We start from the raw sequence: 21,354 nt of genomic DNA, 5'->3' as shown, positions 1-21,354 counted from the left end.
TTTCTATTCTTTCGACTGATTATAGTATACCATACTTCACAATATAGAACAAGCGTTCTATGTTCTTTTTCTGCAATTCATCTCCCACCTGTAGAGGAAGGAGAATTCTTGCTAACTTTTGTTAAAAAAGGACATCCGCACCGAATGTCCCAAGGAAAAAAGTTATGAAAAAGAAAAATGATATATATATAAACTCGGTTGTTATAGTTCAATAACCGAAGGATTTTTTAGGCGAAGCCAGACCAGATAAAAGCTGATTCATATTTCTGATACCTGAGTGACTTCTTTGTTGTTGATGATTATATAATACATGGTAAATGTTTCTAATTTGTGTTGTGGTCATAAAGAATATATGAAAAATCTTAAGAGAATCTGATGAGAATCTAAAATGAAGACTAAGATGGGAAAAGAGACTAGAAAAGAGACTAGAAAAAAGACTATAAAAAAGAAAAGATATATTTCGGCCGGCTTATGCATAGTACTGCTTATCAGTCTGTTCACATGCGGAGGCTGTCAGAAAAAAGAAGAAGAAAAAGCAGATAGAGCTGTGGCATTATTGGGATATTGCATTGGTGGATTCATCGGATTTCCAATTCCTTCATCAGATGAAACCATTTGCAGATCTGACAGATGAAATTTCTGAATTAAAAGAGTACTCCCATTATCATCTGGTATTTGTTCATGGGAATTGATAAGATCTATCCGACAGTCAGAAAAGAATTGGACGAGCGTAGAGAGAAAGCTGAGTAAGAGAAAGCAGAATAAGAAAATATAGAATAGAAAATGTGAACTTGAATGATAATTAGGAATAAGCCGGAAGATGTGATGTCTTCCGGCTTATTTTTAAAATTAATATGTAAGATTTAAAATTAACCAACAATACGGTATTTTTTATCTACAGCATTGAGAAGTTCATGTCCATCTTCTGTTACGAGAACAAGGTCTTCAACACGGACACCGTATTTACCTTCGATGTAGATACCAGGCTCGATAGAGAAGATCATGCCAGGCTCAGCTACATTTTTATTAATCGGACTTACATCACCATATTCATGGTCTTCCTGTCCGATGAAGTGTCCAAGACGGATTCTCCAGTACTCGCTGTATCCGGCCTCATCGATCAGATCTCTTGCCTGAGCATCGATATCGCAGAAACGCATACCAGGTTTGATCACAGCTTCTGCTTTCTCAACAGCTGTACGGACCAGATCATGGATAGCAGCCTGTTCATCATCTACACTCTTGCAGTAGAATGTTCTTGTCATATCTGAGCAATATCCTTTCCAGATACATCCCATATCGATCAGGACACATTCTCCGGCTTTCAGAGTTCTTGTCTCGCTTGGTGTATGATGCTGGTCAGCAGCGTTAGCGCCGAAGCATACGATGGTATCAAAGCTTACTCCGCTTGCTCCTTCTTTGAGGTATTCAGCGTCGATGAAGTCAGCAACTTCTTTCTCTGTCATACCTTCTTTGATGAAGTTTGCAACTCTCTCCATAACGGTATCATTGATAACAGATGCATGTTTCATGATCTCGATCTCTTCTGCATTCTTGACAGCACGAACACCGTCTACACAATCAGATCCCCAGATTGTCTTCATCTCAGGGCAACGCTCCTGAAGTGGGATGAGGAAACGTGCAGGCCATGTCTTATCGATACCAAGAGTGCTCTTTGTATCAATGTGCTCCATCAGAACACCGATCTGGTCATCCATGTCACTGAACCATACTTCTTCGAATCCTGTATTTGATACATAATACAGATAGTTCAGGAATAAAGTATGTTTTCCACTCGTTCTAAGTAACAGGGCATATAATCTTTCCCCAGGATTTACCATGATTCCTGTTAAGAAGCGGATGCTCAGTGGATCAGATACCAGTAACTGATCGATTCCTTTCTCGTTCATTTTTTCCAATACGCGTTCAATTCTTTCGTTCATCGTTAAAGTGCTCCTTCCTGTGCGTTTTGATAGAAAAATCTAATAGAATGATAGCACAGATTGGATAAAATAACCATGATTTCAGATAATGTTTTGGAATTTCAATATGTGATGCAACAGGAAAGGTGGATTTCACAAATTTGGAATATGAAGTATTGGCAGAAAGATATTATTGTCTGCATAATGAATGTGTGAACAGTAACATGCTGGAAGAAATTTCTTGTATATAATGGAAGAATATTTATTGAATTCAACATAGTGATGTGATAAAATAATAAAGAAATGGATGGGCATTACAATAAAGGGTAAGCTCTATTTTTTTGCAATTTTTAGTAATTGTAATCAACTGTAATTATTGTAATATTACAATGACATTGCAGTAAAGAAATGCTATTCAAAAGTAACAAAGGAATACGGAGGGTAAAATTTTTTATGAAGGAAAAGAAAAAGCTGTCACTTGCAGCGCAGATTTTTATTGCACTGGTTCTGGCAATCGTTGCCGGATTACTGATGCAGAAACATGCTGACTTTGCAGAGACATATATCAAACCATTCGGTACGATCTTTCTGAATCTGTTAAAATTCATTGTCGTTCCGATCGTACTGTTTTCGATCATGTGTGGTATCATTTCCATGAAGGATATCAAGAAAGTTGGATCGATTGGAGCAAAGACAGTTATTTATTATATGTGTACAACTGCATTTGCAATCACATTTGGTCTTATCGGAGCTAATGTGTTCAAGGGAGCATTTCCGAAGATTGCGACAACCGATCTGTCTTATGAGGCAGACCAGACAATATCACTGATGGATACAATTGTTAATATCTTTCCATCAAACTTTCTGTCACCAATGGTAGAAGCAAATATGCTTCAGGTGATTGTGATAGCACTCATTCTTGGGTTTGGAATTATTCTGCTTGGAGAAGGCGAAAGAAATGTAAGAATTGTTACAGCATGTAATGATCTGAATGATATATTTATGAAATGCATGGAGATGATCTTAAAATTATCTCCGATCGGTGTATTCTGCCTGTTAAGTCCGGTAATCGCAGCCAACGGCCCGGCCATTATCGGATCACTTGCAATGGTGCTTCTGGCAGCTTATGTATGTTATATCATTCATGCAGTTGTTGTATATTCTCTGGCGGTAAAAGCACTTGGCGGCATGAGCCCGGTGAAATTCTTCAAAGGAATGCTTCCTGCAATCATGTTTGCATTTTCAAGTTCTTCATCAGTGGGAACACTTCCAATTAATATGGAATGTGTAGAGAAGATGGGAGCTTCTAAAGAAGTATCCTCTTTTGTACTTCCACTTGGAGCAACCATCAATATGGATGGAACCGCAATCTATCAGGGCGTATGCGCAATCTTCATCGCATCATGTTACGGAATTCACCTGACATTTGCACAGATGCTTACAATGATTCTGACAGCAACACTTGCTTCCATCGGAACAGCGGGCGTTCCAGGAGCCGGTATGGTTATGCTTGCGATGGTACTTACATCAGTAGGACTTCCGGTAGACGGAATCGCACTCGTAGCCGGCGTAGACCGTATTTTTGATATGGGACGTACCGTGGTAAATATTACAGGAGATGCATCCTGCTGTATGATCGTTTCCAATCTGGAACGTAAGCGTGAAGTGAAAAAAGAACTTAGAAATGGATTATAAAAATATAATTAGATAAAAAGAATGTTTTACCTCCTTGCCGGATGAGTCCGGCAGGGAGGTTTTTTTGCTGCCATGCATTATATAAGAGCATAAAAATAGGACTGCATTGTTAGGGAGGAGTGCAGTCCTGAGGAAAAATTATGAAAAAGATTTACTTTGTGTTCCTTTGAACAATTCATAGTATAGGAGCAAATTGTGATGAAATGGTGATCAAAGTGGGGAGAAAGTGTTAAATGATGGGAATTAATAAATCCGGAGATTCATTTCTTATAATTGAATTCTGAAGATGTGGATGGTAGAATTACGACAGAATATATCATACAAGGGTTAGAGTGTAACATAGATAAAAAATTACGAAAGCAGGTGATTATATGCGAATCCTAATCTACGGCGCAGGCGTCATCGGAAGTCTCTACGCATCCAAATTCGCCAAAGCAGGAATGGATGTAACGATGTATGCCAAGGGACAACGACTAAAAGAATTACAGGAACACGGCTTATGGTACAGGGGTAAGACCGGAGCGCATAAGGTAGAAGTAAATGCAATCGGCGAGATAAAACCAGACGACAGATACCAGTTTGTGTTCCTGACAGTGGGTGAAAAGCAGGTAGAGGCAGCACTGGAAGAATTAAAAGAGAATACAAGTCCGAATATTGTAATGATGGCAAATACAGTACAGCCATACCGTAAATGGGAGAAGATCTGCGGAAAAGGCAGGATTCTTCCGGCATTTCCGGGAGTAAGCGGATGTATGGAAGGTGGAATCCTGGATGCACAGCTGTTGCCAAGGGCAATTCTTCCAACCACATTTGGAGAAATCGGTGGAAGAAGAAGTAACAGACAGGACGTGCTGGCTTACATATTTAAAAGAAGTCACATCCCATATCAGATTGTGCCGGAGATGCATCACTGGCAGGTATCTCATCTGGGTGTGATTGTGCCGATGGCAGATGCTTACCGTCTGAGTAAATGTCCGGAGAGAATATGTGCAGATGAAAAATGGATGACACTGACGGCTGTACGTATCAAGAAAAATCTGCGTTGGATTGATGAAAAGCGGATGCTATGTCCAAGTAAGTTATATGTGATCAAAAGTATGCCGACAGGTATGCTGGCAAATCTATTGAGCCGGACTTACCAGAGTGAATTGGGGCATCGGCTATTATATAAATATGTCATGAATTCGCCGGACCGGTTCCGGCAGCTGCATCAGGAATTGTATGGTTATATGAAGATGCATTCGAAGGAAAGAGAATAAGATGGCGGTTTTAGATAATTATAGAATGGAAGAGGTACTGCATGACCTGAGAATCCCGGCACAGATTCTTTTGCAGAATTTACCAAGTGAGGATACGTATGTCTCTCCGCACTGGCACAGGCATATAGAGATTAATCTTGTGCTGAGTGGAAATGTAGAATTTGTAATTGATGGACAGAAAAGAATCGTCGAAGCAGGGGAATTATGTATTATTAATAGTGGTGTGATTCATTCGGGAAGAGATACAGGGAAAAAAGAAAAGATAGAGCTGATCACGATACTTTGGGAATATGAGTTTTTTCTGAAGTACTGTAAAGATTTGACGATATCTGTTATGGAAATGATTCTAAGTGGCAGGTACTGGATGTCTATAGACCAAAGGATACAAAAGGACAGAAGCTTCCGGTTATTATCAGCTTTCACGGAGGTGGATGGGTATATGGTGACAAAGAACGCTATCAGTACTATTGTATGAGTCTTGTAAAAAGAGGATTTGCAGTTGTCAATTATACTTACCGGCTGGCACCAGAATATCAGTATCCGGCACCGTTGGAAGATACGAACAGGGTAGTAACCTGGGTGATGGAACATGCGGGAGAATATGACCTTGATACAGAGAATGTTTTTATGGTAGGAGATTCGGCAGGTGCGCAAGGACTTAGTTTATATGCAGCAATTTGTACGAATCCAGAATATGCGAAAGAGTATATGTTTAAAGTACCTGATGGCTTTACTCTGAAGGCAATTGCTTTGAATTGTGGACTGGCAAGTATCACAATCACAGAGGGAGAAGAAACGAGTGAATTAATGAAGGATTATCTCCCAGGACATGGAACAGAGAAAGAAAAGTGGCTGATGTCACCGGTATTACATATAACAGAGAATTATCCTCCGACATTTGTTATGACAGCAGAAGGTGATTTCCTGCGGGATGAGGCACCACAGTTGGTACAACGTCTGACAGAATGTAATGTAACAACATGCTATAGATTTTATAAATGGAACGAAAGACCGCTTGGACATGTATTTCATTACGATATGCGACTTGAGATGGCGGAAGTTTGTAATGATGATGAGTGTGCATTTTTTAAGAAATTTATTTCATAATTGTGGATGAAGAATGAAAAGATATCGTTTGAAAATCATAAGGATAAATGATAATTATAAGGATTCTGTTTAGAATCGGAAATATAGAAAAGGACATTTATGTTAAAGTAAAAGTTATGCATAAATGTCCTTTTATCGTATCTATAATGATTGCATTAAAATAGGACTGCATTGTTAGGGAGGAGTGCAGTCCTGAGGAAAAAAGTTATGAAAAAGATTTAATTTGTTTGTTCCTTTGAACAATTCCTAGTATAGAAGCAAATTGTGATGAAACAGTGATCAAATTTCGAAGAAATTGTTAATAAATGTGAATAGTATAGTTAGAAAGCGTTGGAAAATTCATTTTAGGAATTGCTGGCAAGGTGCTTCAACAATTGAAATACAAGAACACAAATGGTAAAATTACGACAGAATACATTTACTAAAGGAAAAGAGTTATGGGAAATTTACGGTTGCTCAAGTTTTCCAAAATGCAGATTTATTATGAATATAAAAGATGAGGGTGAAAAAATAATGATAAGACCAATTATGAAAGACATATTCTTTCTAAATCAAAAATCAGAACCGGCAACTGAATCCGATAAGCAGATAGCAATAGATCTTCTGGACACATTGAAAGCGCATGAAGAAGGCTGTGTTGGTATGGCAGCTAATATGATTGGGGTAAAAAAATGTATCATTGCTGTCAATATGGGATTCATGAATGTAGCAATGTTCAATCCAAAGATTGTAAAAAGATCCGGAAAATATGAGACAGAAGAAGGATGCCTGTCTTTGACTGGTGTGAGAAAATGTACCAGATATCAGGAAATAGAAGTGGAATATCAGGATATGAACTGGAAAAAGCAGCGTCAGAAATATACTGGATGGACGGCGCAGATTATTCAGCATGAGATTGATCATTGCAATGGGATTGTGATATAGAGATTGCGATAATTTTACCATAATATTTACCTCAATTTTATTGACACAATAGTATCAAAAGCATACAATAAAGCTAAATTGTTAATAAAATAACACAACGAAATATGAAGATTACAGGAGGTAAATATCATGGCAAAAATTTTATGTAGTCCAAGTAAATATGTACAAGGTGCAGGCGAGATGAAAAAGCTTGGGGAATACGCCCAGAAGTATGGAAAAAAAGCACTTGTACTGATCACAGAATCCGGATATAAACGTATCGGAGACGTTGTAAATACTGGATTTGAAGGCTACGAGATCACACCGGTATATGAGTATTTCAACAGAGAATGCAGCAAGAACGAGATCAACCGTCTGGTGGATATCATGAATGAAAAAGGCTGTGATGTCGTGATTGGTATCGGTGGTGGTAAGATCCTGGATACAGCGAAAGCAGTTGCTTATTATAAAGAAGCACCGGTTCTGATCTGCCCGACGATTGCATCTACAGATGCACCATGCAGCGCACTGTCAGTTATTTATACAGATGATGGAGTATTCGAAGAATATTTATTCCTTCCGGCTAACCCGAATATGGTTCTGATGGATACAGAGATTATTGCAAAATCACCGGTAAGACTTACCGTTTCCGGAATGGGTGATGCGCTGGCAACATATTTTGAAGCAAGAGCCTGTCAGGCAAGTGGGGCAACGACCTGTGCCGGAGGACAGGTTACACAGGCAGCAATCGCACTTGCAAAACTGTGCTTTGATACGTTGATGGCAGAAGGTGTAAAGGCAAAACTTGCGCTGGAAGCAGGTGCATGTACACCGGCAGTGGAAAAAGTCATCGAGGCAAATACCTTACTTAGCGGTATCGGATTCGAGAGCGGTGGACTTGCAGGAGCACATGCAATACATAATGGATTTACCGTACTGGATGAGTGCCATCATATGTACCATGGTGAGAAAGTTGCATTCGGAACGATCACACAGCTGGTTCTTGAGAATATTCCGGCAGAAGAACTGGAGGATATCATCGACTGGTGTATCGAACTGGGACTGCCTGTGACATTAAAAGAACTTGGTATCACAGAAGTTACAGATGAAAAACTGATGGCAGTTGCAACAGCAGCCTGTGCAGAGAACGACACACTTCACAATATGCCATTTGAAGTAACACCAGAGACCGTATGCGCAGCAATCAAGGCAGCAGATGCATATGGAAAATATTTTCTCGGAGAATAATTGTGTAAACATTAAAAAGCATATATGATTTGGAAAAATCAGAGAGAGTCGGAGCATAAAAATTAAAAATATTGGAATCGCCATGCGGTCGGAAGAAGCCGTCGTGGCAGATTCTCTGTATGAGATAAAAAGAGAAATACTTTTTGAAGCTGAGGATAGAGTACTGTTACAATCCCTGGCTTGAAAAGTATTTCTTTTTTTCTTGCTATTTTGGTTAAAAGAAAATATGGATAGCAGATACTGTAAATATTTCCAGTTAGGCTCAATGATAACTTAACGTCCTTTTTACAAAACCATCGAATAGATTCAATATTTTCATACTATACCTAAATATGTACAAAGAACAAAATCAGAAAGAGTGAGAATTATCTATGATCAAATCCTATGTTATTGATACTAATATATTAATCCAGGCTCCATATGCGTGTCAGTGTTTTGAAGAAAACCGGGTGATATTACCGCTGGTCGTGTTAGAAGAACTGGATGGACTTAAAAAAGCAGAAGGAGAAAAGGGCGCGAATGCAAGAAGGGCGATTCGTTTTCTTGAAAAACTGAGAACAAAAGGGGATCTTCTAAAAGGTGTCCAGATGGAAAATGGAGGAATCCTGAGAGTAGAAGCGAATTGTGTAAATGTAGAATTGCCAGAAAGCCTTCCGGAAGATAAGCCGGATAACAGGATACTAAAGGTTTGTAAAGGAATTACGGAAAAAGAAAAACCAGTTGTTCTTGTGACAAAGGATCTGGTTCTCAGACTGAAAGCGCAGATACTTGGGATTGAAGCACAGGATTTTAGTACAGAACAGGTGATTGAAGAAGGAGGACAATACAGTGGTAGAAAGGTTTGTTATGTAGCAGAAGATAAATTCAAAGATTTTAAGAAAAAAGGCGTACATCTGAAGGAACTATATTTGTCCGATGAAGATGGCAATCAGTATCAGCCGGAGCTTACAGAGAATGAATTTATTATATTAAAGGCGGATCAGTCGTTAAAAAAGACACATTTAGGAAGAGTGGAAGGAAAGAAAGTTGTTCCATTGGAATTCCGAAAGAGCCAACCGTATGGAATCAAGCCAAGAAATGCAGGACAGTATTTCCTTCAGGAGGCGTTGATGAAGTCTGCAGAGAAGGCACCACTTGTAATCGTAAAAGGAATGGCAGGTACGGCAAAGACATTTTATTCACTGGCTGTCGGATTGGAAAAAGTATTGAATAATCCAACAGGAGAATATAGAAGAATTCTGATTTGCAGACCGAATGCACAGTTTGACCAGGATATCGGGTTCCTGCCGGGAGATGAGCAGGAAAAGATATCACCGTTGATGCGTCCAATCGTAGATAATCTGGAACAGCTGATTGACTCCGACGAAGAAGAACGTTATCAGGATGAACAGGAATTGCAGGGAAAAATCGAAGAGATATTTGCCAGAGGTCTGATCCAGACAGAAGCGATGAATTTTATCAGAGGAAGATCATTTGTAAAGACATATCTGATCATAGATGAAGCACAGAATATGACACCGAATCAGGTGAAGGGAATTATAACAAGAGCAGGAAAAGGAACGAAGATAATTTTACTTGGTGATCCGAATCAGATAGACCGTCCGTTCCTGGATGAAAGAACCAATGGACTAAGCTATGCGTCAGAGTATATGAAAGGCAGCCCATTGTGTTATCAGATTACGATGTCGGCAGAGGAGTGTGAGCGTTCCGAACTTGCGATGGATGCAATACACAGATTGTAGACAGATAAAGTATTGGAAATAGGCTCTGCAAAACAGAAGAACAGAACGGCTACACCAGATAAGAAATGGAAAGGATCAGATGAAAGTTGAGTAAAGTTACATATAAAACAATCAAGAAAATGCCGGAGATGAATGCATATATAGAACAGGGAAACAGAGTACTTGGAGCACTTGGATATACGGAGCATTCCAGAGGTCATGCAGTGAAGGTTGCAGAGACGGCCGGAAATATCCTGGAAAAACTGGGGTATAATGAACATACTATTGAACTTGCGAAGATCGCAGGCTATATGCATGATATGGGAAACTGTGTGAACCGTGTGGATCATGCACATAGCTCGGCAATTATGGCATTTCAGATTTTGAGAGATTTGAAAGTTCCGGATGAAGATATAGCTGTGATCGTCAGTGCAATCGGTCAGCATGACGAAGCAACAGGGATGGCTGTGGATGCGGTATCGGCAGCATTAATTTTGGCGGATAAGACAGATGTAAGGAGGAACCGTGTGCGTAATACGATTAAGGAAAGCTTTGATAAGCATGACCGGGTAAATTATGCGGCGGTAGCTTCTACACTTCATGTAAATGTAGAAAAGAAAGTAATTTTACTGGAAATTGAGCTGGACGAGGGGATTTGTTCTATTCTGGATTATTTTGAAATATTTTTACAACGTATGTTGATGTGCAAGCGTGCGGCAGAGATGCTTGGAATGAAGTTTAAAATGAAAGCAAATGGGAATAAAATCTGTTAGGAGGTTCGAGAGGATGGAGTGCGTTGGGAAAATATTTTAGGCAGAAATATTTTATTCCAATTAGTAATTGACATTCATGGAAAGACAATGCTATAATGTATCCCTAAAATAAATGTGGATTTTTCTAGAGCAATCTATTTTTCGCCACATGGTTACCTGTAATAGTGACCATGTGGTTTTTTGTTGCAAAAACGACAGAAATAAAGCATAGAGAAAAAGAAAATCAGCAGTAGAATAGGTAAATTTTGACCACAACATTTACAGAGGAAAAAGAAAGGGGAATATATATGGATCAGACATATATGAAAGAAAAGCCGGTTTTAAAACTGATTTTGTCAATGGCGCTGCCAATGGTGCTTTCTATGATGGTCAGTTCACTTTATAATATTGTGGACAGCTTCTTTATCGCTAAGATCAGTGAAGATGCTATGACAGCGTTATCACTGGTGTATCCGGTGCAGAATCTGATTAATGCTGTCATGATCGGATTTGGAATTGGTATCAACGCAGTGATATCATTTTATCTTGGGGCGCAGGATCATAAGACGGCAGATCGGGCGGCAACGCAGGGAATGCTTCTTGGAACGATTCACGGAGTTGGATTTATGATTCTTGGAATTACGGTAATGCGACCGTTTCTTCACATGTTTACGGCAAATGAACAGATTATAGACTATGGTGTACGTTATTCCAGAATCGCATTTTTATTTGCCACTGCGTTATCCTGGCAGCTGGTATTTGAAAAGACGTTCCAGGCAGTGGGGCGTATGGTGGAATCGATGACATGCATGATGTCCGGCGCAGTCATTAATATTATTCTGGATCCGGTTCTGATCTTCGGACTTGGACCATTTCCGAAGATGGGGATTGAAGGAGCAGCACTTGCAACAGGTATCGGACAGGCAGCAGGAGCGCTTCTGTATCTGATATTTTATATTGTAAGACCGTTACCGGTAAAATACAGAAAAAAATATCTGAAAGTGGATCTTGGATTATGGAAAAAGCTATATGTGATCGGGATTCCAGCGAGCTTGAATCTGGCACTTCCGTCACTTCTGATCTCAGTATTGAATGTAATACTTACAGGCTATGGGGAAGTCTATGTATTCGTTCTTGGTGTATATTATAAGCTTCAGACATTCCTGTATCTTCCGGCAAATGGAATTGTGCAGGGAATGCGTCCGCTTCTTGGGTATAATTATGGGGCAGGAGAGTATAAGCGTGTGCATAAGATCTTCCAGGATGGTTTGATCCTTGTACTTGTAATGATGGCAGCAGGAACAGCAATCTGTCTGGCAATTCCTGGACAGCTGATGGGACTGTTTTCTTCAAGTGAAGCGACTGTGCAGGCAGGAATGACAGCACTTAGAGTGATCAGTCTTGGATTCATCATGTCGTCGGTATCTGTTATCTGTAGCGGTGCGTTAGAAGGTCTTGGAAAAGGTGTGCATTCATTGATCATTTCTTTGTGCAGATATGTGGTAGTCATTATTCCGGTGGCATTTATTGTAAGCCGTTTTATGGGCGCAGTCGGGGTGTGGCATGCGTTCTGGATTACGGAAGCGGTGACTGCGGTCATTTCTTATATTGTGTATCGGAAAGGCGTGAAGAGGTAGAGAAGAGTTGTTGCTTTTATGGATGAGAATTCATAGAGCAACAACTCTTTTTTGATGCACAAGTATAAAATGATACAAGGGTCAAAAGATCATGCGTTTTATGTTTGTATGAATGCGAAGCAATCCGTGTATCATAAAATGTAAAATAGTAAAAAAGAAAGTGAGGAAGATCATCATGGGAAAAGTAATCAGTATCGGGAAGCAGAATTTTGCTTCATTACGTGAAAATGACTGCTTTTATTAGGTAAAAATGCTTTGGAAAGTACATATAGGGGTATGAGCTTATTATGAGAGAAATATATGAAAAAGTCAACCGGAATCCGGGACAGTTCGCGTTGACTGACTACTTGGTAAAAGAGTATAATAAACTTATTAACACAGACGGAGTGATCAGGATCTATCCGGATGTAACAAAGAAGAAAAAGTGCGGATAAGCACTGTAGATAATCAGAATAGAAAAGGCAGGGATGCCGGAGAGAATGACTCTGACTGCAAGGTAAGTTCCAAGCAGGAATAGTTATGAATTCGTTTTATAAAAAAGCAATCAATAACAGGTTATATGAAAGTATGATATGCAAAATCAGGCGATTTCTAACGGGGAAAGAGGAGCCATTTTTGTGTATCTTTTTTTGTATCAGAATATATGATGTAAATCGCTTTGGAGTGTGTCTGAAAAATCATTTGGAAATTACGCAGCAATCCGGGAACATCATATGCAAAACGTTTAGGAGGAATTGACAGATGTTAAAAGTAGCAATATACGGAAAAGGTGGAATCGGGAAATCCACCGTCACATCGAATCTGGCGGCAGCATTTGCCACAATGGGGAAAAAAGTAATCCAGATTGGCTGTGATCCAAAAGCGGATTCGACGATGAATCTTCTCGGAGGTGAGCCGCTCAGACCGGTGATGAACTATATGAGAGAAGAAGACGAAGAACCGGAGTACTTAGAAGACATCGCAAAAGAAGGATTTGGAAATGTATTATGCATCGAGACCGGGGGACCGACACCGGGACTTGGATGTGCCGGCAGGGGAATTATCGCTACATTTCAGCTTCTGGAGGATCTGAAATTATTCGAGACATATAAGCCGGATGTGGTGCTTTATGATGTACTCGGGGATGTAGTCTGTGGCGGATTTGCAGCGCCGATCAGAGAGGATTATGCAGAGAAGGTTCTGATTGTGACATCCGGGGAAAAGATGGCACTGTACGCAGCCGATAACATTTCTAAAGCAGTACAGAACTTTGAGGATAGAAGTTATGCGAGGGTTTTTGGCATCGTATTGAATCACAGAAATGTCGAAAATGAGACGGAAAAAGTGCAAAATTTTGCAAAAGAGCGGGGATTTGATATTGTTGGAGAAATCCCTAGAAGCGATGAAATCATCCGTTATGAAGATCAGGGAAAGACAGTGATCGAGGGAGATCCGGAATCAGAGATCAGCAGACGTTTTTATGATCTGGCGGAAATATTATGGAAAGACGAGGAGCAGGTATGAGAGGGAAAGCCTACTATTGTACAGTAGAAGAATTACAAAAACGGGGAAGAGATGATATTCCGGAGCAGTTCCGCTCGAATACACATCTGATCTACAGCTCTCCGGCGACGCTTGCATTTAACTCGCCTGGAGCGGAAGGATTTGGAGTAAAAAGAGCAGGACTTGCAATCCCGGATTCGGTTATGTTAATTGTGGCACCAGGATGCTGCGGACGTAATACATCCATGATCAGTTCCATGCCGCTGTATGAAGATCGTTTCTTTTATCTTACGATGGATGAGACAGATATTGTAACAGGAAGGCATCTGAAAAAGGTACCGGAAGCAGTAAAGGAAATCTGTAACAGCCTGAAGAAAAAGCCATCCGTTGTAATGATCTGCATTACCTGTGTGGATGCACTTCTTGGAACAGACATGGAACGGATTTGCAGAAAAGCAGAAGAAAAAGCAGGACTTCCGGTCAGACCGTGTTACATGTATGCATTGACGAGAGAAGGAAGAAAACCGCCAATGGTACACGTACGTCAGTCATTATATTCACTTTTGGAACCAAAGAAGAAAAAGGGAAATGTTGTAAATCTCCTTGGATTTTTCTCACCGCTTATGGATGACTGTGAGTTATATGGAATGTTAGAACGGGCAGGCGTAAAGACCGTGCATGAGATATCCAGATGCAGAGATTATGAAGAGTACCAGACGATGTCTGAGGCGAACTTTAATCTGGTGCTTCATCCGGAAGCGAGATTTGCAGCGGAGGATTTTCACGATAAGCTCAAAATTCCGTTTATTGAGCTCAGACGTCTGTATCAGATTGATAAGATCGAAAAGCAGTATCAGGCGCTGGGATCTGTACTTGGGATTCCATTTGCAGATGAGAATGCAAAAGAGCAGGCACTGGGGGCGGTAGAGCAGATGCGCAGTAAAAAGCCGGATGCGGTATTTGCTATTGGAGAATGTATGAATGGTGATCCGTTCGAGCTTGCACTTGCACTGGTAAAATATGGCTTCCGGGTGGCGGAAATATACGGAACACTGACAGCAGAGAATTTTATTTACTTAAAGACGTTGTCGGAACTAAGTCCCGGAACGAGAGTATATTCCAATATGGAACCGACGATGCTTTACTATGATCCATCAGAAAGCGGAGTAAATATTACGATTGGCAAGGATGCCTGTTATTATCATCCGGAGGCTGCAAATGTGATGTGGAATGAAGAAGTACAGCCATACGGATATACGGGCGTGAAGAAGCTGTTTGAAGCGTTACTGGAGGTGTAGAAGATGAAAGGATTAAGAAAATATCTGACACCATTTGCACCGGATCAGTCGGGAGCAGTGTCGGTGTTATATGAACTTGGCGGGATGCTGGTCATCTGTGATGCAGGAGGCTGTACCGGTAATGTATGTGGATTTGATGAACCGAGATGGTTTGAGATGCGAAGTGCGGTATTCAGCGCGGGACTTCGTGATATGGATGCGATTCTTGGAAGAGATGACAGACTGGTAGCAAAACTTGCAGATGCCTGTGAGAAGCTGGATGTCACATTTGCAGCAGTGATCGGGACCCCGGTTCCGGCAGTGATCGGGACGGATTACCGGGCACTGGACCGCATGCTTCAGAAGAAGACGGATCTTCCGGTTCTGACGGTGAACACGGATGGAATGGAACTGTATGACAAGGGAGAAGAAAAGGCATATCTTGCACTGTTTCAGAAGTTTGCAGATGCTGTAAGCAGTGAGAAAAATGATCTGGAAACAGAAGAGAAAGAAACAGATCATCAGGATGCAGCAGATGAAAAAACAGACATCCGGAATGTTTCGGAAGATATAGAAGAAAAGCGTATCGGAATCATAGGAATGACACCACAGGATGTGAGTGACTTAAATGCAGCAGATAAGATCAGAAAGCTTTATAAAGAACAGGGAATACGTGCCGTCTGTTATGGCATGGGAGATGGCCTGGAAGAAGTGCAAAGAGCCGGATCGGTAGTGAAGAATATCGTCGTATCTCCTGCAGCATTAAAAGCCGCACAGTATCTGGAAAAGAAGTTTGGAACACCGTATGAGGTTACTTATCCATTGGCTGCAGAACTTGTGCCGGAGTTGGAATATAACGGAAAGAAAATACTGATCGTACAGCAGCAGGTGATCGCGAAAGCTGTGAGAGAAGAAATCGTTCGAAGAATAGAAGCATTTCCGGATGCCGGGGGAAAAGCGCAGGCAGAAAGAACAGCTGACATTACAACAGCTACCTGGTTCATGATCAAAAAAGAATGTGAAAGAACCGGAGTCGGAGAGCGTGAAAATCTGCAGATAAAAGAGACGATCAGCTTAAAAGAAGAAGAGGACTTTATAAATCTTGTGGAAAAGGAAAACTATGATATGATTTTCGCAGATCCATGTATGGAAAAGATGATACCGGAATATGAAGGAACATTTATTCCACTGACACATTTTGCCGTATCTGGAAAGCTGAACAAGCATGAAAGTGTCTGTGAAGAGAAAGCGGCAGAGAAAAAGAGATAGAAAATGTATTTTCGAAAGTCTGAAAGAGTTGTTTTGGAAGAGTTGAAGAAATACATGAAAAGAACAGAGGAGGGAATAAGAATCCAAATGGTTACGAAAAGAATCCGTGTATATGGCATCGTACAGGGCGTGGGGTTCCGCCCGACGGTGAGCCGCCATGCAGCCACTGCAGGAATCACCGGAAGTGTGTGTAACAAAGGGCCATATGTGGAAATCTTTGCCCAGGGCGAAGAAAAATGTGTAAAAGATTTTCTGGAACGTCTTGAAAAAAAGCCGCCCAAACGTGCGGCTATATTGAAGATTAATGTAGAAGATCTAAAAGAAGCCGGTACTGGGGAGCGTTGTGAAGAAAATGGTCGTGAAAAAAATATTTCTGAAATGGATGATAATAAAGCAGCAGAAAATGCGATAAAGAAGAAAATCGTTGTTTATAAAGATTTTCAGATCATAGAAAGCGAAAAGACCAAAGGGGAAATCTTTGTCTCCCCGGATATCGCAATCTGTGATGAATGTAAAAAAGAGATGTATGACCCGGAAGACCGGCGGTACCTGCATCCATTTATCAACTGTACCTGCTGCGGACCGAGACTTACAATCCTGGATGCTCTTCCATATGACAGGGAGAGGACCAGTATGAAAGAATTCCCGATGTGTCCGGAATGTGCAGAAGAATATGAAGACCCGGCTACCAGACGTTATGATGCACAGCCGGTCTGCTGTAATGCGTGCGGACCGGAAGTGTATCTGACCGGAAGAAAAGAACGCAGAAGAGAGGCAATCACAAAAGTCAGACAGACAATTAAGAACGGCGGAATCGTAGCAATTAAGGGAATCGGTGGATTCCATCTGTGCTGTGATGCGACGAATGAAGCGGCAGTAGGAAGACTTCGTACATTAAAGAAACGTCCGGCAAAACCATTTGCTGTGATGGCCAGAAACGCTGAAGTGGTGAAAAAAGAATGCCTGGTAAACGAAGAACAGGAAGCGGTTCTGGATGGACACCAGAAGCCGATTTTGTTACTGACAAAGAGAGAGAAAGACGTGCAAAGTCTATGTGCCTCTGTTGCTCCGGGGAATCCGAAAGTTGGTGTAATGCTTCCTTATGCACCGGTTCAATTATTACTTTTTGACTACGACGATGGCATAGAGATGCCGGATTTTCTGGTGATGACAAGTGGGAATACATCGGGTGCACCAATCTGCAGGGATGACAAGGATGCGGTAGAAGAGCTGTCGCATCTGTGTGACCTGATTCTTTCGCACGACAGGAAGATACGGATCCGGGCGGATGATTCGGTGATGGATTTTTATAAGGGAGAGCCGTACATGATCCGCCGTTCCAGAGGCTATGCGCCGCTTCCTTCGATGGTATCCATGCCGTGGAAAGGCCAGGTGCTGGCAGTTGGCGGGGAGCTTAAGAATACATTCTGTATCGGGGTAGATGGAAGATTCTACTCGTCACCGTATGTCGGAGACCTTGAGGATCTGCGTACAGTGGAAGCATTAAAAGAAACCATCCACAGATTTCAGACACTTCTGGAAGTAGAACCGGAGGTCGCAGCATGCGATTTGCATCCAAAGTATAATTCCACAGTAGTGGCGGAAGAACTGGGGCTTCCGGTGATCAAGATCCAGCATCATTATGCACATATCCTGTCATGCATGGCAGAAAATGACTGGAAAGAACCAGTCATCGGTGTGGCATTTGACGGAACCGGATATGGAACTGATGGAAGCATCTGGGGCGGTGAAATACTTTTTGCTGATTATGAGACATTTGAACGGGTGGGAAGTATACAGCCGTTTCTTCAGATCGGCGGAGACCTGTCTGCAAAAGAAGGCTGGCGAATTGCAGTACCGCTTATCTATCAGCAGATACGGGACAAAAGAAAGACGATGGAGATTGTAAGAAATCTGGACCTTTGCAGCGAGGCAGAATGCAAAGTATTACTTACGATGGCAGATAAGAAGTTAAATGCTGTGACATCAACCAGTGCAGGAAGATTATTCGATGCGGTCAGTGCAATTCTGGGAATCCGCAAGAAGTCAACATTTGAAGGAGAGGCATCGATGGCGCTTGAGTTCGCTGCAGAAGCTTATGAGGAAATGTACATTTGCGGCAGGGAAAGCATGGTAGAAAATAATGATGCAGATAGTATTCATATAGATAATAATGTAGTAAATGAGAGCACGTTGGCTGCAAGTGGAATGGATTGTCAGATATGGACGATGAATACCGGAGATCTGATAGCGTATCTGACAAAGAAAAAACTGGAAGATACAGATACAAAAGAGCTTGCTTACATTTTCCATAAAAAACTGGCAGAGCTTGTGACCGAAGGGTGTAAACATACAAGAGAAAAAACAAAATGCAGCTGTGTGGCATTAAGCGGTGGTGTATTCCAGAACCGTCTGTTATTAAAATTAGTGGAAGAAGGACTGGAAAGAGAAGGATTCAAGGTATTAAGACATCACCTGATCCCACCAAACGACGGTGGAATTGCATTAGGTCAGGCAGCGTATGCGATGCAGTATATCAGGAGGAAATAAATATGTGTGTAGGATTATCAGCAAAGGTTGTCCGTATCAGTGACGGTACAGCTGTTGTAGATGCAGGAGGAGCAAAAAGAGAGGTATCTTCAGAATTATTAGAAGATCTGGAACCGGGAGATTATGTCATGGTGCATGCGGGGATCGCGATTGCGAAGATTACAGATGAGGATGACAGTGAGACGGATCAGTTGATGGAGAAATTATTATAATGAGTGAACAAAAAAAGAAAACAGCAAGAGAAATCATAGAAGGCTACGACGGCCCTGCAGTGCGTATCATGGAAGTCTGCGGAACGCATACACATGAAATCTTCCGTCTGGGAATCCGCGGATTACTGCCGCCACAGGTGGAACTGATATCCGGGCCTGGATGTCCGGTCTGTGTCACACCGGTCAGTTATATCGATGAGGCAGTATATCTTGCACTGGAAAAGCATGTGACAATCTGTACATTCGGTGATCTTGTGAGAGTCCCGGGAAGTAAAAAGAGTCTGGCAGATGCAAGATCCGAAGGGGGGAAAATACACATTGTATATTCACCGGCAGACGCAGAAAAATACGCAAAAGAACACCCGGAAGAAGAGGTGGTGTTCTTATCCGTCGGCTTTGAGACCACGACTCCGGCGGGCTGCCTGTCTGTACGGAAAGCAAAAGAAGACGGACTTGTCAATTATTCGATGCTGATTGCCAATAAGACGATGCCGCAGGCGTATGAAGCATTAAAGGGCAGTGCAGACATTTTCCTGTATCCGGGACATGTCAATGCGATTACAGGGACGAAGCTTTGCGAAGAACTGGTACAGGAAGGTGTAAGCGGAGTGGTTGCAGGATTCACGGCAAAAGAACTGTTGACAGCACTTGCGGTTGCACTGACACATTTTCAAAAGGGAGAACCATTCTTTGTGAACTGTTATCCGAGAGTGGTGACGGAAGAAGGAAGCAAAGAAGCGCAGAGACTGGTGCAGGAGTTGATGGAAGCCTGTGACAGTGAATGGAGAGGACTTGGAATCATCGGGAAATCTGGTCTTCAGTTACGTCCGGAATGGGAAATGTACGACGCAAGGAAAAAATACCAGATCCCGGTGATGGAAGGACGGGCTAATCCGGCATGCCGTTGCGGGGATGTATTGCAGGGAAAATGTAAACCATCTGACTGTAAAGTATTTGGAAAAGTCTGTACGCCGCAGCATCCGGTAGGAGCCTGTATGGTGTCGGGTGAAGGAGCCTGTTCGGCATATTATATGTACGGAAGAGACGAAGAAGTATAGGATAGAAAGTCAATGATTTTTCAGACACATTCTAAAGTATATAGTGAAAATAATGAAGCAGAAAATGAAATTATAAAAGGAAAAGTGGACAAAATGAGTGAACATGTGGATAAAGAAGAAAGAATGGCAAAGTTAATGGGGAAAACAGTGACGATGGCGCATGGAGCCGGCGGACGCCAGACGTCAGAGCTGATTGATATGATATTCAAAGCACATTTTGAAAATCCGGATCTGACAGCAGATGATGCGGCGGTTCTGACACCTCCGGCAGGAAAGATGGCGGTGTCAACGGATGGTTTTATCGTATCTCCGGCATTCTATCCGGGCGGAAATATCGGAAAGCTCTCCATCTGCGGTACAGTCAATGATCTGTCCTGCATGGGGGCAAAACCATTATATCTGACCTGTGCATTTGTAATCGAAGAGGGATTCCCGATGGAAAAACTGGAAGAGATTGCAGAGACAATGGAACAGACTGCAAAAGAAGCGGGGGTCAGAATTGTATCAGGAGATACAAAAGTAGCAGGAAAAGGGCAGGTTGACGGCGTATTTATCACAACGACCGGAATCGGAGAAGTTACAGAAGGTGTAGAAGTAGCAGGAAATCTTGCAAAACCGGGGGATGCGGTTATCGTAACCGGCGATATCGGAAGACATGGATGTACGATTTTATTAGCAAGAGAAGATTTTGGAATCGAAGCAGATGTAACCAGTGACTGTGCGCCGCTCTGGGGCAATGTGAAGGCGGTCATGGATGCAACACACGACCTGCACGTGATCCGTGATGCGACAAGAGGCGGAGTCGGAACAGTACTGTATGAAATCGCCGGACAGAGCCAGGCCGGAATCCGTCTGGACGCATCGAAGATACCAGTAGCACCGGAAGTGCGTGGTGTGTGCGGTATGCTTGGGCTGGAGCCGTTATACCTTGCATGTGAGGGACGCCTGGTGATCATGGCACCAAAGGAACAGGCACAAAGAATCGTGGATGCATTAAAGAAATGCCCGTATTCGGAAGAAGCTGCTATTATCGGTGAAGTGACAGCGGAGCAGCCGGGTAAAGTTGTAATGCTTACAGAGATTGGAACGCAGGCACTCTTACCACAGCCGGGAGGAGAGCTGCTTCCAAGAATCTGCTAGAGTATGTCATATAGATTGTAGGAATGATTTTTTGAACATGTTCCAGACAGACGACAAGAGATAACTAGAGTGTGTCATACAGATTGTAGAAACATTTTCTCTGACACACTCTGGAAGGTGAG

The 21,354-nt window shown here is 41.9% G+C and carries 19 protein-coding genes; 18 read left to right on the top strand and 1 reads right to left on the bottom strand.

What is annotated here, in order from left to right; all coding sequences use genetic code 11:
• The first annotated feature begins 388 nt into the window (after window positions 1-388).
• Window positions 389-634, top strand: coding sequence for a hypothetical protein (locus ACWJAF_RS06210; protein ID WP_448862890.1), 246 nt, complete (start codon window positions 389-391; stop codon window positions 632-634).
• 235 nt (window positions 635-869) lie between these two features.
• Here the strand turns inward: ACWJAF_RS06210 and ACWJAF_RS06205 are convergent, their stop codons facing one another.
• Window positions 870-1,943, bottom strand: a complete 1,074-nt coding sequence (locus ACWJAF_RS06205; protein WP_448862888.1) for a M24 family metallopeptidase — start codon at window positions 1,941-1,943, stop codon at window positions 870-872.
• 432 nt (window positions 1,944-2,375) lie between these two features.
• Here ACWJAF_RS06205 and ACWJAF_RS06200 point away from each other — a divergent pair, with 432 nt between their 5' ends.
• From ACWJAF_RS06200 to hypE, 17 genes are all read left to right on the top strand, one after another.
• Window positions 2,376-3,617 carry a dicarboxylate/amino acid:cation symporter gene (locus tag ACWJAF_RS06200; protein ID WP_448862886.1) on the top strand — a complete coding sequence of 414 codons (1,242 nt, stop codon included), beginning with the start codon at window positions 2,376-2,378 and terminating at the stop codon, window positions 3,615-3,617.
• Window positions 3,618-3,988: 371 nt separating this feature from the next.
• Window positions 3,989-4,876, top strand: a complete 888-nt coding sequence (locus tag ACWJAF_RS06195; RefSeq protein ID WP_448862884.1) for a ketopantoate reductase family protein — start codon at window positions 3,989-3,991, stop codon at window positions 4,874-4,876.
• A gap of 1 nt (window position 4,877) precedes the next feature.
• Entirely contained in the window at window positions 4,878-5,351 is a 474-nt protein-coding gene (locus ACWJAF_RS06190) for a cupin domain-containing protein (protein WP_448862882.1), read from the top strand.
• Complete coding sequence (locus ACWJAF_RS06185; protein ID WP_448862899.1) at window positions 5,237-5,983, top strand: alpha/beta hydrolase; 747 nt, start codon at window positions 5,237-5,239, stop codon at window positions 5,981-5,983. Before ACWJAF_RS06190 ends, ACWJAF_RS06185 begins: the two co-directional genes overlap by 115 nt.
• Before the next feature lie 513 nt (window positions 5,984-6,496).
• Window positions 6,497-6,907: a peptide deformylase gene (locus ACWJAF_RS06180; protein WP_448862881.1), complete on the top strand. Its 411-nt coding sequence runs from the start codon at window positions 6,497-6,499 to the stop codon at window positions 6,905-6,907.
• A gap of 129 nt (window positions 6,908-7,036) precedes the next feature.
• Entirely contained in the window at window positions 7,037-8,134 is a 1,098-nt protein-coding gene (locus tag ACWJAF_RS06175) for a glycerol dehydrogenase (protein WP_022415743.1), read from the top strand.
• Between the two features lie 371 nt (window positions 8,135-8,505).
• A complete protein-coding gene (locus tag ACWJAF_RS06170) occupies window positions 8,506-9,876 on the top strand; it encodes a PhoH family protein (RefSeq protein WP_448862878.1) in 1,371 nt (456 codons plus the stop codon).
• A 119-nt stretch (window positions 9,877-9,995) separates the two neighbouring features.
• The gene (locus ACWJAF_RS06165; protein WP_448862897.1) at window positions 9,996-10,628 is read left to right on the top strand and encodes an HD domain-containing protein; all 633 of its coding nucleotides are present in this window, start codon (window positions 9,996-9,998) and stop codon (window positions 10,626-10,628) included.
• 287 nt (window positions 10,629-10,915) lie between these two features.
• Complete coding sequence (locus ACWJAF_RS06160; protein ID WP_448862876.1) at window positions 10,916-12,244, top strand: MATE family efflux transporter; 1,329 nt, start codon at window positions 10,916-10,918, stop codon at window positions 12,242-12,244.
• Window positions 12,245-12,531: 287 nt separating this feature from the next.
• On the top strand, window positions 12,532-12,678 hold the full coding sequence (locus ACWJAF_RS06155) for a hypothetical protein (RefSeq protein ID WP_296032373.1): 147 nt from the start codon (window positions 12,532-12,534) through the stop codon (window positions 12,676-12,678).
• Window positions 12,679-12,985: 307 nt separating this feature from the next.
• Window positions 12,986-13,747 (top strand): nitrogenase iron protein NifH, encoded by a 762-nt coding sequence (locus ACWJAF_RS06150; RefSeq protein ID WP_296093163.1) that lies wholly within the window; start codon window positions 12,986-12,988, stop codon window positions 13,745-13,747.
• The gene (locus tag ACWJAF_RS06145; RefSeq protein WP_448862895.1) at window positions 13,744-15,024 is read left to right on the top strand and encodes a nitrogenase component 1; all 1,281 of its coding nucleotides are present in this window, start codon (window positions 13,744-13,746) and stop codon (window positions 15,022-15,024) included. The genes ACWJAF_RS06150 and ACWJAF_RS06145 overlap by 4 nt, the downstream gene beginning before the upstream one ends.
• A gap of 3 nt (window positions 15,025-15,027) precedes the next feature.
• Window positions 15,028-16,272, top strand: coding sequence for a nitrogenase component 1 (locus tag ACWJAF_RS06140; protein ID WP_448862874.1), 1,245 nt, complete (start codon window positions 15,028-15,030; stop codon window positions 16,270-16,272).
• 87 nt (window positions 16,273-16,359) lie between these two features.
• Window positions 16,360-18,822, top strand: coding sequence for a carbamoyltransferase HypF (hypF, locus tag ACWJAF_RS06135; protein ID WP_448862872.1), 2,463 nt, complete (start codon window positions 16,360-16,362; stop codon window positions 18,820-18,822).
• A gap of 2 nt (window positions 18,823-18,824) precedes the next feature.
• Window positions 18,825-19,034, top strand: a complete 210-nt coding sequence (locus ACWJAF_RS06130; protein WP_296032368.1) for a HypC/HybG/HupF family hydrogenase formation chaperone — start codon at window positions 18,825-18,827, stop codon at window positions 19,032-19,034.
• Window positions 19,034-20,092: a hydrogenase formation protein HypD gene (hypD, locus tag ACWJAF_RS06125; RefSeq protein ID WP_448862870.1), complete on the top strand. Its 1,059-nt coding sequence runs from the start codon at window positions 19,034-19,036 to the stop codon at window positions 20,090-20,092. Before ACWJAF_RS06130 ends, hypD begins: the two co-directional genes overlap by 1 nt.
• A gap of 123 nt (window positions 20,093-20,215) precedes the next feature.
• The gene (gene hypE, locus ACWJAF_RS06120) at window positions 20,216-21,232 is read left to right on the top strand and encodes a hydrogenase expression/formation protein HypE (RefSeq protein WP_448862893.1); all 1,017 of its coding nucleotides are present in this window, start codon (window positions 20,216-20,218) and stop codon (window positions 21,230-21,232) included.
• The last annotated feature ends 122 nt before the right edge of the window (window positions 21,233-21,354 follow it).

The organism is Dorea sp. (genome assembly GCF_977044405.1).
The sequence above is the reverse complement of the archived record's forward strand: the minus strand, read 5'-3'. Positions and strand labels throughout refer to the sequence as shown.

Excerpts from the sequence above, each read along its gene's own strand:
- ACWJAF_RS06210 (WP_448862890.1), top strand. The coding sequence starts at position 389 with ATGAAGACTAAGATGGGAAAAGAGACTAGAAAAGAGACTAGAAAAAAG.
- ACWJAF_RS06205 (WP_448862888.1), bottom strand. The coding sequence starts at position 1,943 with ATGAACGAAAGAATTGAACGCGTATTGGAAAAAATGAACGAGAAAGGA.
- ACWJAF_RS06200 (WP_448862886.1), top strand. The coding sequence starts at position 2,376 with ATGAAGGAAAAGAAAAAGCTGTCACTTGCAGCGCAGATTTTTATTGCA.
- ACWJAF_RS06195 (WP_448862884.1), top strand. The coding sequence starts at position 3,989 with ATGCGAATCCTAATCTACGGCGCAGGCGTCATCGGAAGTCTCTACGCA.
- ACWJAF_RS06190 (WP_448862882.1), top strand. The coding sequence starts at position 4,878 with ATGGCGGTTTTAGATAATTATAGAATGGAAGAGGTACTGCATGACCTG.
- ACWJAF_RS06180 (WP_448862881.1), top strand. The coding sequence starts at position 6,497 with ATGATAAGACCAATTATGAAAGACATATTCTTTCTAAATCAAAAATCA.
- ACWJAF_RS06175 (WP_022415743.1), top strand. The coding sequence starts at position 7,037 with ATGGCAAAAATTTTATGTAGTCCAAGTAAATATGTACAAGGTGCAGGC.
- ACWJAF_RS06170 (WP_448862878.1), top strand. The coding sequence starts at position 8,506 with ATGATCAAATCCTATGTTATTGATACTAATATATTAATCCAGGCTCCA.
- ACWJAF_RS06165 (WP_448862897.1), top strand. The coding sequence starts at position 9,996 with ATGCCGGAGATGAATGCATATATAGAACAGGGAAACAGAGTACTTGGA.
- ACWJAF_RS06160 (WP_448862876.1), top strand. The coding sequence starts at position 10,916 with ATGGATCAGACATATATGAAAGAAAAGCCGGTTTTAAAACTGATTTTG.
- ACWJAF_RS06155 (WP_296032373.1), top strand. The coding sequence starts at position 12,532 with ATGAGAGAAATATATGAAAAAGTCAACCGGAATCCGGGACAGTTCGCG.
- ACWJAF_RS06150 (WP_296093163.1), top strand. The coding sequence starts at position 12,986 with ATGTTAAAAGTAGCAATATACGGAAAAGGTGGAATCGGGAAATCCACC.
- ACWJAF_RS06145 (WP_448862895.1), top strand. The coding sequence starts at position 13,744 with ATGAGAGGGAAAGCCTACTATTGTACAGTAGAAGAATTACAAAAACGG.
- ACWJAF_RS06140 (WP_448862874.1), top strand. The coding sequence starts at position 15,028 with ATGAAAGGATTAAGAAAATATCTGACACCATTTGCACCGGATCAGTCG.
- hypF (WP_448862872.1), top strand. The coding sequence starts at position 16,360 with ATGGTTACGAAAAGAATCCGTGTATATGGCATCGTACAGGGCGTGGGG.
- ACWJAF_RS06130 (WP_296032368.1), top strand. The coding sequence starts at position 18,825 with ATGTGTGTAGGATTATCAGCAAAGGTTGTCCGTATCAGTGACGGTACA.
- hypD (WP_448862870.1), top strand. The coding sequence starts at position 19,034 with ATGAGTGAACAAAAAAAGAAAACAGCAAGAGAAATCATAGAAGGCTAC.
- hypE (WP_448862893.1), top strand. The coding sequence starts at position 20,216 with ATGGCAAAGTTAATGGGGAAAACAGTGACGATGGCGCATGGAGCCGGC.